At 37.0% G+C, this 15,392-nt stretch carries 13 protein-coding genes and 2 pseudogenes; 3 read left to right on the forward strand and 12 right to left on the reverse strand.

Going from position 1 to position 15,392, the window contains the following annotated elements; all coding sequences use genetic code 11:
- The first annotated feature begins 4 nt into the window (after nucleotides 1-4).
- A complete protein-coding gene (locus BLP58_RS06460) occupies nucleotides 5-961 on the forward strand; it encodes an ABC transporter permease (RefSeq protein WP_013855001.1) in 957 nt (318 codons plus the stop codon).
- A 30-nt stretch (nucleotides 962-991) separates the two neighbouring features.
- Here the strand turns inward: BLP58_RS06460 and BLP58_RS06465 are convergent, their stop codons facing one another.
- On the reverse strand, nucleotides 992-1,831 hold the full coding sequence (locus BLP58_RS06465; protein ID WP_013855000.1) for a MurR/RpiR family transcriptional regulator: 840 nt from the start codon (nucleotides 1,829-1,831) through the stop codon (nucleotides 992-994).
- A 228-nt stretch (nucleotides 1,832-2,059) separates the two neighbouring features.
- Between BLP58_RS06465 and BLP58_RS06470 the strand changes: the two genes are divergently transcribed.
- Both BLP58_RS06470 and BLP58_RS06475 read left to right on the forward strand, forming a co-directional pair.
- On the forward strand, nucleotides 2,060-2,692 hold the full coding sequence (locus tag BLP58_RS06470) for a ribose-5-phosphate isomerase A (protein ID WP_049776046.1): 633 nt from the start codon (nucleotides 2,060-2,062) through the stop codon (nucleotides 2,690-2,692).
- Nucleotides 2,685-3,676 (forward strand): annotated as a pseudogene (locus BLP58_RS06475) (Gfo/Idh/MocA family protein). Before BLP58_RS06470 ends, BLP58_RS06475 begins: the two are co-directional and overlap by 8 nt.
- Before the next feature lie 150 nt (nucleotides 3,677-3,826).
- Here the strand turns inward: BLP58_RS06475 and purD are convergent.
- The 11 genes and pseudogenes from purD to purE form a co-directional block, all read right to left on the reverse strand.
- Nucleotides 3,827-5,083 carry a phosphoribosylamine--glycine ligase gene (gene purD / locus BLP58_RS06480; protein WP_013854997.1) on the reverse strand — a complete coding sequence of 419 codons (1,257 nt, stop codon included), beginning with the start codon at nucleotides 5,081-5,083 and terminating at the stop codon, nucleotides 3,827-3,829.
- A gap of 12 nt (nucleotides 5,084-5,095) precedes the next feature.
- Complete coding sequence (gene purH / locus BLP58_RS06485) at nucleotides 5,096-6,637, reverse strand: bifunctional phosphoribosylaminoimidazolecarboxamide formyltransferase/IMP cyclohydrolase (RefSeq protein ID WP_025084230.1); 1,542 nt, start codon at nucleotides 6,635-6,637, stop codon at nucleotides 5,096-5,098.
- A gap of 72 nt (nucleotides 6,638-6,709) precedes the next feature.
- A pseudogene (gene purN, locus BLP58_RS12360) lies at nucleotides 6,710-7,231 on the reverse strand (phosphoribosylglycinamide formyltransferase); the annotation flags it as partial.
- The gene (gene purM / locus BLP58_RS06490) at nucleotides 7,228-8,277 is read right to left on the reverse strand and encodes a phosphoribosylformylglycinamidine cyclo-ligase (RefSeq protein ID WP_013854995.1); all 1,050 of its coding nucleotides are present in this window, start codon (nucleotides 8,275-8,277) and stop codon (nucleotides 7,228-7,230) included. The pseudogene purN and the gene purM, both read right to left, overlap by 4 nt.
- A 25-nt stretch (nucleotides 8,278-8,302) precedes the next feature.
- Entirely contained in the window at nucleotides 8,303-9,736 is a 1,434-nt protein-coding gene (gene purF / locus BLP58_RS06495; protein ID WP_013854994.1) for an amidophosphoribosyltransferase, read from the reverse strand.
- The gene (gene purL / locus BLP58_RS06500) at nucleotides 9,712-11,943 is read right to left on the reverse strand and encodes a phosphoribosylformylglycinamidine synthase subunit PurL (protein ID WP_013854993.1); all 2,232 of its coding nucleotides are present in this window, start codon (nucleotides 11,941-11,943) and stop codon (nucleotides 9,712-9,714) included. Before purL ends, purF begins: the two co-directional genes overlap by 25 nt.
- Entirely contained in the window at nucleotides 11,940-12,611 is a 672-nt protein-coding gene (purQ, locus tag BLP58_RS06505; protein ID WP_013854992.1) for a phosphoribosylformylglycinamidine synthase subunit PurQ, read from the reverse strand. Before purQ ends, purL begins: the two co-directional genes overlap by 4 nt.
- Complete coding sequence (purS, locus tag BLP58_RS06510; protein ID WP_003627027.1) at nucleotides 12,611-12,862, reverse strand: phosphoribosylformylglycinamidine synthase subunit PurS; 252 nt, start codon at nucleotides 12,860-12,862, stop codon at nucleotides 12,611-12,613. Before purS ends, purQ begins: the two co-directional genes overlap by 1 nt.
- Nucleotides 12,862-13,578: a phosphoribosylaminoimidazolesuccinocarboxamide synthase gene (gene purC / locus BLP58_RS06515; protein WP_013854991.1), complete on the reverse strand. Its 717-nt coding sequence runs from the start codon at nucleotides 13,576-13,578 to the stop codon at nucleotides 12,862-12,864. Before purC ends, purS begins: the two co-directional genes overlap by 1 nt.
- 196 nt (nucleotides 13,579-13,774) lie before the next feature.
- Nucleotides 13,775-14,911, reverse strand: a complete 1,137-nt coding sequence (purK, locus tag BLP58_RS06520) for a 5-(carboxyamino)imidazole ribonucleotide synthase (RefSeq protein WP_013854990.1) — start codon at nucleotides 14,909-14,911, stop codon at nucleotides 13,775-13,777.
- Nucleotides 14,904-15,392 carry a 5-(carboxyamino)imidazole ribonucleotide mutase gene (purE, locus tag BLP58_RS06525; RefSeq protein ID WP_003627031.1) on the reverse strand — a complete coding sequence of 163 codons (489 nt, stop codon included), beginning with the start codon at nucleotides 15,390-15,392 and terminating at the stop codon, nucleotides 14,904-14,906. The genes purK and purE overlap by 8 nt, the downstream gene beginning before the upstream one ends.

Raw genomic sequence — 15,392 nt, forward strand, 5'->3', positions numbered from 1 at the left:
CTACATGAATTTTGAATCATTACTTGCATTAATCGTTTCTTCAACTCTAGTCTATTCCGCTCCACTGATTCTAGCTTCATTAGGAGGTGTCTACAGCGAAAACTCCGGTATCGTCAACATCGGATTAGAAGGCATCATGACTGTTGGTGCCTTCACTTCTATTATTTTCAATCTTACCTTCGCTCATGCTTTGGGCTCTGCTACTCCTTGGATTGGTGCCTTAGTCGGAGCTATCTTCGGTTCGATCTTTTCCCTATTGCACGCTTTTGCAACTATTAATCTTCGCGCAGACCATATTATTAGCGGTACGGTACTCAATCTGCTTGCTCCACCTTTAGGTGTATTCTTGATCAAAGCAATTTATGAAAAAGGACAAACGCCTAATATTACCGCTAATTTTGGTTATACCAACATTCCCGGTTTAGCAAACATTCCAGTGATTGGCAAAATCTTCTTCACCAATACTTCGGCTCCAGCTTGGTGGGCTATCATTATCACCATTTTTCTCTGGTGGGTGCTTTATAAAACTAGGCTGGGCCTGCGTTTACGCTCCACCGGTGAGAATCCGCAAGCAGCTGACATCTTAGGGATCAATGTTTACAAGATGCGCTACATTGGTGTTCTAACTTCTGGCTTTATGGCTGGTTTAGGTGGTGCTGTTTTTGCTCAATCGATTTCTGGCAACTTCTCCATTTCAACAATTGTCGGTCAAGGCTTCATGGCCTTAGCAGCAGTGATCTTTGGTAAATGGAATCCGATCGGTGCTATGCTTTCTTCCTTATTCTTTGGCTTTGCTCAAAGTTTGAGTATTATCGGCAATCAATTGCCGGGTATTGCCAAGATTCCAACCGTTTATATGCAGATCGCGCCATACGTAATCACGATTGTAGTATTGGTATTATTCTTAGGTAAATCTGTTGCTCCTGCTGCCGATGGTGTTAATTATATTAAGTCTAAATAATTTATTTGCTCTTTATTATGTGGTTTGTAATTAAACCTTTTGACTAGAAATTATTTCTTCATGTTTCTTAATATGTTCTACGCGCCGATCATCTTGCGATATCAAAATTAAGAAAATAGCCTCGATCATCGTAAAGGCTGCAACTCTTGAGAAGTAATATTGCGTTTGTAAAACAGTTTGTCTAACTGCTGTTTGTAAATGATAATCCGATTCTAGTGCAATCGGCGAATCAGAGCGATTAGTAATCGTAATTATTTTCATCCCTTGTTGTTGGGCCACCTTAATTTGTTTGAGTAAAGCCGCAGATTCACCGGAATTAGAAATAACCAACAGGACATCTTCATGTCCGAGATTCATTGTTTGGGCAATTGCCGTTTCGACATTACCGCCCGAAGCCATGGCAAACAGGCCTATTTGGTTAAATTTATAAACCGCATCGGCAGCAATAGGATAGGTGTCACCTTCTGCAGAAACCTGAATCACACGACTATGAGTTAAAATATCTAACACTTTTTTTAGCTTTTGACTATCAACATTTAATAAGGTCGCTTCGATTTCTGCCACCTTATTATCATCAATTTGCTTTAATGAAGTTTGTAAGTCATCCTTAGCAATATTTTGCAAAGAATGGCTTTTTTCATTGCCTGCTACCTGAGCCAACTGAATTTTCAGATCATGAAATCCCGCTAATCCTAAGTTATGACAAAAACGTGTGACCGAAGCGCCACTTACCTTCGCTAAATTTGCTAACTCAGAAATGGTACAATTTACTATTTGCCCTGGATTTTCAATAATTTTTTGTGCAATTTTTTGATCACTTTGCGACATGGATTGTAATTCACTATAGATCTGATTGATAATACTTGCCATATTTTAACTTCTCCCTTCCTATTACTAGAAGTATATCTTATTAGAAAAAAATTTTCATAATTTTTAGATATGCTAAATTTTTTTAATTTTGTATTGGCTGTAACTTATTTTCATACTAATATAATTTATGTAAATAATTTTCAGATTAACAAACTTTATGAAAATAATTTCGAGGTGACCATTATCAATAATATTAGCAAATTAGCTATCAGCAAAATTAAAACTGGCATGACGATCAGTCTGGGCGGCGGTCATAATGTTATAAATTTAGCAGAAGAGTTACATCAAAGCTCAATTACTAACATTACCTTATGCTCACCATCTGAATTGACACGCATGAACTGTAAAATGTTGGGCATGAACGTTCATCCTCTAGATGAAATCAAACGGATTGATCTGGCATTCGATGGCTGTGACAGTGTTGACTATCAACTGAACGCACTGAAAAGCGGCGGTGGCATTCATTTATTCGAAAAGATAGCTGCTCAAATGTCAAAAGAATACATTCTGCTAGTACCCGAAAAACGAGTTCAAAAAGAACTTTCTAGTAAAGTTCCACTTTGTATCGAAGTTGCAGAACCAGCAATTAAGCAAGTTTTAAATAAATGCCCAAACTTGAAGCTGCAAGCAAATATTCGCTTAGATCAAAAAGTGGCAGCGCTAGCTAGAAGTCCTGAAGGCAATCTACTGATTGATGCCTTTGCAAAAAACTGGCGGGAAATTGATCAAATTAACCAGAAAATTTGCAACACAAATGGTGTTGTTGCTACTTCCTACTTTAAGAACTTAGCAACAAGTTTAATAACTACAAATACTCAAGATAAAGCAATTGAAATTAAGAAAGGTGATTTAAATGACTAAATATAATTGGGGCATGATTGGAACTGGCTGGATAGCTCTCATGAGATGGCTGATGCTTTGAACGCAGTTAATGGCCAAGTATATGCCGTAGCAGACGTTAATGAAGAAATGTTAAAGAAGTTTGCTAGTGAAAAGCACATCAAGAAAACTTATAGCAATCCTGATGACTTGATTGCCGATCCGAACGTCGACATTGTTTACATTGCCACCCCTCATACCTTCCACTATGACTACATCAAGAAGGCATTGAACGCCAACAAGCATGTCTTTTGTGAAAAAGCAATCACTGTCAACGCGCGACAATTCGACGAAGTCGAAAAGTTGGCTCAAGAAAAAGGATTGATTTTAACTGAAGGCTTCACCCTCTACCATATGCCAATCTATCAAAAGGTACTCAACCTAATCAAAGATAGTAAATTGGGCCAAATCAAGATGATTCAAGTCAACTTTGGCTCTTTAAAGGATTACGATCCTAAGAATCGTTTCTTCAACAAGGATTTAGCTGGTGGCGCCTTGCTCGACATCGGTGGTTATGCAACCGCCTTTGCCAGAACGTTCTTAGACGAAGCTCCAGAAAGTATTTTAACCTCAGTTAAATTCTTTGAAACTGGCGTTGATGAGCAGTCTGGAATTATTATGAATAATACCAAAGATCAAATGGTGGTCATGGCTCTGTCAATGCGGGCCAAGCAACCAAAGCGCGGCGTGGTTTCTGGAACTAAAGGCTACGTCGAAATTAATCAATATCCGCGTGCAACTGAAGCTGATATTACTTATACTGCCAGTGCCCATGAAGAAAAGCACGAAAAAATCTCTGCTGGAGACAGCGACAAGGCCTTGCAATATGAAGTTGCTGATATGCAAAGATATATTGATCAAGGCCACGATGATGGTCAACTGCAGATGTCGCATGATATTGCACATATTTTAACTAGCGTACGGACCACATGGGGGATGAAATATCCTTTTGACGACGCAAAATAAAACTCATATAAATATTTAGTTTTAGAAAAAAGCATCCCTGAATGAGAAAAATCTCATAGGGATGCTTTTATATATACAGAAATTTTTCAATACATTACTGAAAGTTGAAAGCACCAAAACTGACTAGATTTCTTAATTGAAACTCTTATTTTATACTTTCAGTGCCTTATCACCAATATCATAACGATAAAATGTATGAGGAATATTCAAACTATTTAAATACTCATAAACATTAGTTTGTGATCTTTTTAAATCTTCAGACTCACTAATCACCATCAAGATACGTCCACTGTTATTTTGTAAATTAGATAAATCACCTGATACATTTGCATAATCAATATAGACTTTATCACTTTGAGGTAATTTACCTAATTTTATCTGCATAGGATTTTTTGGATAACCTTCTGCGCAGAGAACAACACCAAGAATTGCCTGATTATTTTCTTCAATTTCTGGCATCACATCCTCATTGATAGCTGCATCAACAAGTTGAGCAAAATCTGTTTTCATTTTCGGTAAAACAACTTCGGTTTCCGGGTCACCTAGACGAACATTATATTCAATCACCTTAGGCCCTGAACTTGTCATCATCAATCCAATATAAAGCACGCCATGATAATGATATTGTCCAGCAATTAAACCTTGGATAGTTGGCTTAACAATTTTTTCAATCATCTCTTGTCGATCGTGTTTGCTAAGTTGGGGTAATGGACAATATGATCCCATGCCTCCGGTATTTGGACCCTGATCACCATTTCCAACACGTTTATGATCCTGAGCCATCGGTAAGATACGATATTGATCTTCGGATACAACTACAAACATCGAATATTCTGGCCCAACTAAACATTCTTCAAGCACAAGTCTCTTTTGGCCACCAGAAAACATTGCTCTAATTGTCTTTTGTGCTACTTCTTCATCAGACGCAATTGTGACGCCTTTTCCACCTGCTAAGCCATCTTCTTTAATAACTACCGGATAGGAAAAATTCTTTAATCCAGCAATACATTTTTGAGGACTATCAAAAGTTTCATGCATAGCAGTAGGAACTTTATATTTATCCATAAATTTCAATGCATATTCCTTAGAACCTTCAAGCTGAGCAGCACGCTGATTAGGACCGAAAATTTTCTGACCAGCTTTAGTAAACTTATCTACAATTCCAGCACATAAAACATTTTCTGGTCCAACAAAAGTCCAACTAATATGATGTTCTTGAGCAAAAGCAAGCAAGCCATCTAAATCCATTTCATTCAAATTGACATTTTTTACGCCAATAGTCTGCATCCCGCTATTACCCGGAGCACAATAAACTTCTTCAACTAGTGGACTTTCTTTGAATTTTTTTGCTACAGCAAATTCACGTCCACCTGAGCCAACGACCAGAATTGATAATTTATTTTCCATTTGAGTATCCTATTAATGTCTGAAATGTCTATAACCAGTAAAGACCATTGCAATGCCATATTTATTAGCAGATTCGATTGACTCTTGATCACGAACAGAGCCACCTGGTTGAACAATCGCCTTAATCCCATGTTTACCAGCATATTCAACACAATCACCAAATGGGAAAAATGCATCAGAAGACATTACCGCTGTATTGTCTATCGCCTCACCCGCATGCTTCACCGCAATCTTAGCTGAATCAATTCGATTAGGCTGGCCAGCTCCAACACCTAAAGTTCGTTCATTATTTGCTACAACAATTGCATTTGACTTGGTATGTTTTACTGCCTTTAAAGCAAACATCATTGTCTTAAGTTGCTGCTCAGTTGGCTTAACATCAGTTACGCATTTCCAGTCTGCAACATTTTCATTTAAAACATCTTGTTCTTGCATTAACAAACCACCCATTACCGATACAGTTTCGTAACGTACTGGTTCATTTTCGTGTGAAAAATCTAGTTGCAAAAGACGAATATTCTTTTTCTTTTCTAAAACCGCAAGAGCATCATCATCAAAGCCTGGTGCGATCACAATTTCTAGAAAAATCTTATGCATCTTTTTTGCAGTTGCAAGATCAACTTGACGATTCAATGCAATTACTCCACCAAAGATAGAAATCGAATCAGCCTCATATGCTCTATCCCATGCTTCTTCAAGTGTTTTCCCTCGACCAATACCACATGGATTCATATGCTTCATAGCTACTACAGTAGGTTCAGCTTGAAACTCACGAATAGCACGTAGTGCTTCATCAGCGTCTTTGATATTGTTATAAGACAATTTCTTACCATGTAGTTGTTCAGCTTGTAAAACAGAAAACTTTTTTGGTAATGCGTCTTCATAAAGCCACGCTTTTTGGTGAGAGTTTTCACCATAACGCATCTTTTGTTTTAAGTCATACGTTAAGGTCAGTTTTTCAAGATCTTCTAATCCGGTCTGCTTAGTCAAATATTCAGCAATCAAAGCATCATAAGCTGCCGTAGTTCTAAATACTTTAGCAGCAAGTTCTGCTCTAGTTTTTAAGTTAGTATCACCATTTTCGGTAATTTCTTTAAGTACTCGATCATAATCAGCTTGATCTGTGACTACCGTTACACTAGCATAATTTTTTGAAGCTGCTCTAAGTAAACTTGGTCCACCAATATCAATGTTTTCAATAGCATCAGCTAATTCAACATTAGGCTTCTCGATAGTTTGCTTAAATGGATACAGGTTAACACAAACCAGATCAATGGTATGAATGTTGAGCTTCTCCAATGTTTTCATATGTTCAGGTTTATCTCTTTCAGCTAAAAGTCCACCATGGATGTATGGATTTAAAGTTTTAACCCGACCATCTAAAATTTCAGGAAAACCAGTTATTTCTTCAACACTAATTGTTTTAATGCCTGCTTCATCAAGCTTTTTCTTAGTACCACCAGTTGAAATAATCTCATAATGATTTTCGACTAATCCTTTTACAAAAGGAACTAAATTTGTCTTATCACTAACACTGACCAATGCACGTTTCACTTTATTGCCTCGTTTCATTCTTGTTTGAATAACTTCACTAACTGCCATTGGAAAAAGCTCATGCTCTGTTTCATGAACCCTCGTCTCTAATGTTTCTTCTGTGTCATCAGGATAAATAGGAACTGCTTTTTGAGCAATAATCGGGCCATGATCAAGACGTGCATCAATAAAATGAACGGTTACTCCCGTCTTATCAATTAACCCCCTTTGATAATCTGCAAAAGCTCTCGCAATGGAATTTAATCCTGGATATTTAGGCAAAAGAGCAGGATGAAGATTCACAATTGAGTCAGGATATTCATTCAAAATAGTTGAACCAACAACTCTTAAATAACCAGAAAGAATAATGAAATCAATCTTGTATTCTTTTAAAACTTTAAGAAGACGAGCTTCATAAGCTTGCTTACTACCGCACTCTTTTACTGAAAATGTTTCATAAGGAATACCTAGTCTTTGTGCTCTTTTAATTACAGGAGCATTAGGATGGTTACAAAACATTAATGCTTCAGTTCCAGGAATTTCTCCTGCTTGAAATTTTTTAGTTAAAACTTCAAAATTGGTTCCATTTCCTGAAGCTAAAATTGCAATTTTCATTTGAAGCTCCCATTAAAAACAATTTTTTTCTCTCCAATTGGTCTCTTTCTTAATTTCCCAATTTCATAATATTGTTCATTTTTTTGTTTTAGTTGCTCTTTTACTTGTAAGACATTTGCTTTTGGTACAAGCAACACTAAACCGATACCCATATTGAAGGTATTTAAACAATCCTGCTCTTTAAGCTGCCCTTTATTTTGTAAATATCTAAAAATTGCTTGCACTGGCCAAGCTCCTAAATTCACTTCAGCTTGTAAGTCATCATTATATGTCCTAGGTAAATTTTCAATTAGACCACCACCGGTAATATGAGCAATACCATGTAATAAATGCCTTTTAACTAATGATAAAACTGCTTGAACATATATCTTAGTTGGAGTTAGTAATATTTCTCCGATGCTTTTACCTTCTAATGCTTCTGGACGATCTGTTACTTTTAAGTGATGATCCTTAAATAAAACCTGTCTAATTAAGCTAAAACCATTAGAATGTACTCCTGTTGAAGGTAACCCAATTAATATATCGCCTTCCTTAGCCAAATCTTGGGTAAGAATATCTTCCTTATTAGCAATTCCAGTTGAAAAACCAGCTAAATCGTATTCATTTTTAGGATACATGTCTGGCATTTCTGCAGTTTCTCCACCAATTAAGGCAGAACCACTTTGCCTGCATCCTTCAGCTACACCATGAACCACTTGTGCCAACTTAGCAGGATCATTGTGACCAGTCGCAATATAATCTAAGAAAAACAACGGTTCAGCACCTTGAGCTAGAACATCATTCACGCACATGGCTACACAATCGATGCCAATCGTATCATTAATTCCCATCTCTTGTGCAATCATTAACTTTGTACCAACTCCATCTGTTCCAGAAACTAAAACTGGATGTTGGTAGCCAAGTTTTTCCAAATCAAACATGCCACCAAAACTGCCAATAGTTCCACTGGTTTCTGGACGACTAGTAGCTGCAATATCCTTTTTTATTCTTTTAACCAAATCATAGCCGGCTTCAACGTCAACTCCAGCATCTTTATATCGATTCATTTTATTTTTATCCTAGTTCTAACTTCTATTGTTCATTTAATGAGGCTAGGTAACCCTGTTCATAATCATCCAGTTTAGTTGGATATTGACCATTGAAATAGGCTACAGTTAAACCACCATAAGGTGATTCACCAGCATCTGGAATATCAATTGCTTTGATCAAACTTTCTACACTTAAAAATCTCAAACTATCGACACCTAATATTTTTTGCATTTCTTCAACTGAATGATGAGCTGCAATTAATTCTGTTCTCGTAGAAATATCAATCCCATAAAAACAAGGAAACCTAAATGGTGGACTAGCAATTCGTAGATGTATTTCTTTAGCACCAGCTTTTTTTAACATCCTACAAATTTGTTTAGATGTTGTTCCGCGCACAATTGAATCATCAACTACAGCGATTTTTTTACCTTGTACTACACCGCGAACTGCAGAAAGTTTTAATTTAACCGCATTTTCCCGTAATTCTTTAGTTGGCTCAATAAAAGTACGTGCCACATATTGATTTTTAACTAATCCCATCTCATAAGGAAGACCTAGCTCTTCAGCATAACCAGATGCCGCAGATAAAGATGAATTTGGCACGCCAATAACGATATCTACATCTGCTGGCTGCTCCTGAGCCAATAATTTACCCATCCGTTTTCTAGCATTATGAACGGTTACGCCATGAATAATAGAATCTGGTCTAGCAAAATAAATATATTCCATCGAACATACAGCTAACTGTGTTTGGGTGGTGAAATGATCAATATGCATTCCTTCTTGATCAAAAATTATCAATTCTCCTGGCTGTACATCCCTTACAAATTCAGCTTGAACAATATCTAATGCACATGTTTCACTGGCTACAACATAAGCACCATTTGTTAATCTACCAATACATAAAGGTCTAATCCCATTCGGATCAAGTGCCGCAATCATGCGATCTTTTTGTAAAAGTAAGAAAGCAAAACCGCCATGTACCTCGTTCAAACTCTTTTTTAAGGCAGGAATAAAACCATCTTTAATATGATTACGAATTAAATGAATCAAAATTTCTGTATCAGAATCAGATTGAAAAATAGCTCCATGCTTTTCTAAGCGATTCCTTAAAGAACGAGCATTTACCAAATTACCATTATGCGCTAGTGCAACATCCCCATCTAGAAAGTGGTACAAAAATGGTTGAACATTCTGAATTGAATTACGGCCAGTCGTACTATAACGCACATGTCCAATTGCACTATCACCAATCAATTTTTTTAAATCATTTGGATCTGCAAATGCTTCTGAAAGCAAACCACGATCTCGATGTTGGTACAGCTGTCGTCCATCGCTAGACACGATTCCAGCTCCCTCTTGACCACGATGCTGTAAATTATGAAGACCTAAATAAGTTAACTGACTAGCATTTTCTGAATTATATATTCCAAAAATTCCGCATTCTTCATTTAAGCTTTTGATTTCATTAAACAAGAAATACTCTCCTTCCAGATTTTTTCTAAACTAGCCACGTCAGTATTTAATTCATCGTTAGCTAATTTAATAGACAATTTTCGCTGATCAGTAACTCGACCAATTTCTTGAACAGCAGATCCTAAAAGACTTTCAAAAGCACTCTTATTTTCTGGCTTAACTGAAACAATCAATCTTCCTGGTGTTTCACTAAAAAGCAGAGTTTTGTCGAATTCACTTAAATTAATATTCAGACCAAATTCAGTGTCAAAAACACTTTCAGCGAGGCTAACAGCTAAGCCACCTTCACTTAAATCGTGCGCGCTTGTTACAAGTCCTTGAGTCATAGCTTTATGCAAGTTCTTTAAATAATCATGAATCACCTCTAAATTAGGTGCTTCTGGTAAACCGCTAATCTTACCTTGCAACATTTTTTGAACTTCAGATCCAGCAAAATCCGCAGTGGTTTTACCTACTAAGTAAACAATGTCGTCAGCTTCTTGCACGTGCATCGGAATAACATAATCAGTATTCTTAATTAAACCAACCATCCCGATCATTGGTGAAGGATAAATAGCTTGACCATCGTTTTCGTTATAAAGGGATACGTTCCCTGACACGACGGGCGTCTCAAATATGCGACAAGCATCTGCAATTCCTTGACAAGATTCACGCAAACCCCAAAAAATTTCTGGATCATTGGGATCACCATAGTTAAGACAGTCAGTAATAGCTAAGGGTTTTGCACCACTAGCCACGATATTGCATACACTTTCAATAACTGATCTCTGGCCGCCAATTTTGGGATTTAAATAAACAAAACGTCCATTAGTGTCAGTGCACATTGCAACAGCTTTTTTAGTATGTCGAATTCGCAACACACCTGCATCTGAACCAGGTTTAACAATTGTATTAGTTCTAACTTGAGAATCATATTGTTGGGTGATAAATTGATCATTAGCAATCGTTGGTTGATTTAATAATCGCTTCAAAGTTTCACCAGATGATTCAAAACTAGGTCGCCATGCTGGCATCTTTTCCGCATCAATAATATATTGTGGCTTAATTTCTTTGCTAGGTTCTTCGAGCACATCCTCAGTTAATGATCGAACCGGAATATCACAAACTTGTTCTCCTTCATGATAAAGAACATAGTTTTCACCTTCAATAACGCGACCAATGGTTACTGCGTCAAGATTGTAGTCCTTAAAGATTTTCTTAACATCTTCTTCATGTCCTTTTTTAACGCAGAGCAACATTCTTTCCTGTGATTCACTCAACATGATCTCATAAGCTGACATATTAGGTTCTCTTTGTGGGACTAAATCCAGATTGAGTTTCATTCCTGCATTGCCTTCAGTCGCCATTTCAGCACTTGAAGATACGATACCAGCTGCTCCCATGTCTTGAATACCAACTAACCAATCGCGGTGTTTTAAAATTAGTTTTAAACATGCCTCCATTAATAATTTTTCCATAAATGGGTCGCCCACTTGAACCGCTGAGCGCTGAGTTTCATGTTCTTTTGAAAAGTCAGCTGAAGCGAAAGTTGCCCCATGAATACCATCACGTCCAGTTTTGGCACCAACGTACATGATTGAATTACCTAATCCAACGGCTTTACCATGTTCCATATCCTTAATGTTCATTAAGCCAACACACATAGCATTAAGCAAAATATTTCCATTGTAGCAAGAATCAAAAGTGGTTTCACCACCCAAATTAGGAATTCCCATACAGTTACCATAATCTCCAACTCCACGAATGGTTTCTTCCATCTTGTAGCGCATGGTTGGATTATTTTTTAATTCACCAAAATGAAGAGAATCAAGAATTGCGACTGGGCGAGCTCCCATACTAAAAACATCACGCAGAATACCGCCAACTCCGGTAGCTGCTCCTTGATATGGTTCAACAGTTGTAGGATGATTGTGGCTTTCTGCTTTAAACACAACTGCTTGCCCGTCATCAATGTCAACTACCCCTGCACCTTCACCAGGACCTTGAACAACGCGCTTTCCTTTTGTCGGAAATAGTCGTAAAACTGGCTTTGATTTTTTATAAGAACAATGTTCGCTCCACATTGCTGAAAAAAGACCAATTTCAGTGTAATTGGGTAATCTCTTTAATAACTTGTCACAAATATAATCATATTCATGTTCAGTTAAGCTCCAATCAAGATATGGCTTTTCTTCTTTAATTTCTTCTGGCGTCATTGCTTGTTTCATGCAAGTACTCCTGATTTCAAAAATGATTTAAATAATGGCAATCCATCAGTTCCACCTAGAACTTCTTCAACAGCTCTTTCTGGGTGAGGCATCATCCCTAAAACATTGCCTTCTTTGTTACAAATACCAGCAATATTTTTGACGCTCCCATTAGGATTGTGTTGGTAGTATTCAAAAACGATTTGATTATTTTTCTCTAATTCGGCTAAAGTAGCATCATCTGCATAATAATTGCCTTCACCATGAGCAATTGGAATATCAATAATTTGATCTTGATCATATTCAGTGGTAAAAGGTATTTGATTGTTTTTAACCTGCAACTTTACTGTCTCACAAATAAATTGCAAGCTATTATTTCGCTTTAAAGCTCCAGGTAAAAGCCCCATTTCAGTTAAAATTTGAAATCCATTGCAGACGCCAAGAACTAGTTTGCCATCCTGCGCCATCTTTCTAATAGCTGGAATCACTGGAGCAAACTGTGCAATTGCACCAGCTCTTAAGTAATCACCATAAGAAAATCCACCAGGTAAAATTACTGCATCAAAGCCATCTAATTTCTTTGTCCGATATGAAACATATTCTGCTTCAGCATGACATACTGTATTGAGCGCTTCATACATGTCAATATCACAATTAGATCCGGGGAAAACAACAATTGCAATTTTCATTAATTTTCCTCCAAAACTTTAAGGCGATATGTTTCCATATTGAAGTTAACCAACAAGGCTTCTGCAATTTCTTTTACGTCTTGCTTAGCCTTGTCTTGATCGTCCTCATCAAGTTTAATATCAAAGAATTTACCAACAACGATATTTTTAACTTCTTGATGACCTAATGAATTAACAGAATCAGTAATTGCAGCACCTTGTGGATCAAAAACAGATGGCTTGTAGGTAACGTAGATTCTAATAGTCGTCATTAATCTTCCTCCAAGACTTCTTCAATTCTTGCCAGTACTTTTTTATAGACGGCAGTTAAGTCACCAATATCGCGACGATATACATCTTTGTCCATATGAGATTTTGTTTTCTTATCCCACAAGCGACAGTTATCTGGTGAAAATTCATCAGCTAAGACTATTTGACCATTATGGAGTTTTCCAAATTCAAGTTTAAAATCAACTAGATCCATGCCAGCTTCGTCAAATAAATTAATCAATAATTGGTTGACTTGACGGGACAAGCTCCACATCTGTTCTTGCTCTGACTTGGTCGCAACATTTAAAGCAACAGCATCAGATGAGTTCAAAATTGGATCATCTAGTTCATCGCTTTTGAAAAATAATTCTTCAACTGGGATGGCGAATCTCATCCCTTCATCCAAGCCATATCTACTTGAAAAATGCCCAGCAGCAATATTTCTGGTAACAACTTCAAGCGGAAACATTTCACACTTTTTAACCAACTCTTCTTTGTCGGAAATTTTTTTAATGAAGTGAGTTGGAACGCCATTCTTTTCCAAATACTGAAAAATCAAAGTAGAAATTTGATTGTTTAATTCTGCCTTGTCTTTGAAATTGTCTTTCTTTTTTCCATTACCGGCAGTTGCCTGATCGGTATAAACAACTCGTAAAACTTCAGGGTCATTAGTTGACCACATTTGCTTAACTTTACCGGTATATAAGAGCTTGTCCATTTTGTTTCTCCTCATTTGCTAAAAGACGAACAATTATTAACTCACTAGTAATATTTGTTCACTGATTGAGTATAATTATAGCAAGCAATGTTCAGTAATGTCAACATATTCTTAAAAAATACTTCAAAATTACTAGCTTTTAGCCAGTGAAAGACGAACAATACTAAAAAGAGCAGACTGATTGTCTGCTCTTTTATCATCTATCCCAAATGTGCGTTGCATTAATATCGCTAATCGTTTTAGCAATATTATCAGTTAAAATTGTTACATGACCCATTTTTCGATTATGACGTATTTCAGCTTTACCATAATCATGGAAATGCCAGCCACGCTTTTCCGCAATAATTTTATGAATCCCAGCAACATGCTGCCCTAAGACGTTTACCATCACAACTTTAGACATGAGTTTGATTTTTGGCAAAGGCCAATTACAAATAGCACGATCATGTAAATCAAATTGACTGAAATTGCATGCTTCAATCGAATAGTGTCCTGAATTATGAGGTCGCGGTGCTAATTCATTAATATAAATTTCACCATTATTCAGTACGAACATCTCTACGCCCAAAATACCTCGCAAATCAATCGCTTCAGCAATCTGCACAGCGATTTTTTGTGCTTTTTGATATACATCAGGTGAAATTCTTGCTGGTACGATACTCATATGTAAAATTTCATCTTTATTATAATTTTCACTAACAGGAAAGACCGATACTTCCCCCATTGCATTACGAGCAACCATCACAGAAGCTTCAACCTTAAACGGCACCCAGCCTTCTAAAATACAGTCACCTGTTGACAGAATTTGTTTAATGTGGTCATTGGTCAGATCAGCATCTGAATGCAAAACTTCTTGACCATGGCCATCATAGCCGCCTTCACAAGTTTTAAGAACACAGTTGTAACCTATTGTCTTTACAGCTGCTTGTAAATCTGACTTATTTTTAACCGGAATATATGGCGCAGTTTGACAGCCAGCAGAACGCAAAAAGTTCTTTTCTCTAATTCGATGCTTAGTAATATAAAGCAGCTTAGTTCCTTGAGGAATAGCAACTTTATCTTTAACATCTTCTAGAGCTTTTAAATCAACATTTTCAAATTCATAGGTTAATACATCACTGCGTTCTGCTAGCTCCTCAATTGCGGAAGTATCAGAATAATTAGCTACAATCTGATCATCAGCTACTTGACCACAAGGGCAATTAGGTGTGGGATCTAATGTAATTACCTTCATGCCTGAGTATTTAGCTGAAATAGCCATCATTTGCCCTAATTGACCACCGCCGATAATACCAATTGTTTTTCCTTGTCCAATAAAGTCCGTTCTACTCAAGTTCGCCACTGCTTTCTTTTGCTAAATCATGTAATTTTTGACGATAATTCTTCAGGCGACCACGTAATTTTTCATCATTCGTGCCTAAAATTTCTAATGCAAGTAAAGCTGCATTGCTTGCACCAGCATTTCCTATTGCCGTCGTTGCCACAGGAATGCCCGTTGGCATTTGTACAATGGACAATAGTGAATCCATACCACCTAAGGCTTTAGTTTGTCCCGGTACACCAATCACTGGTAAAACTGTATTTGCGGCTGTCATCCCAGGTAAATGTGCGGCCATCCCAGCACCAGCAATAATAACCCTAATTCCGCGTTCTTCTGCTTTTTGAGCAAAATCATACATTTCTGTTGGCATTCGATGAGCAGAAATCACATGTTTTTCATAACCAACATTAAATTGATCAAGCAAATCACACGCATGTTTCATCGTTGGCCAATCAGACTTACTTCCCATAATTACTGCAATCTTGACGGTCAT

It is taken from the genome of Lactobacillus kefiranofaciens, assembly GCF_900103655.1.
In the GTDB taxonomy this organism is placed as follows: Bacteria; Bacillota; Bacilli; order Lactobacillales; family Lactobacillaceae; genus Lactobacillus; species Lactobacillus kefiranofaciens.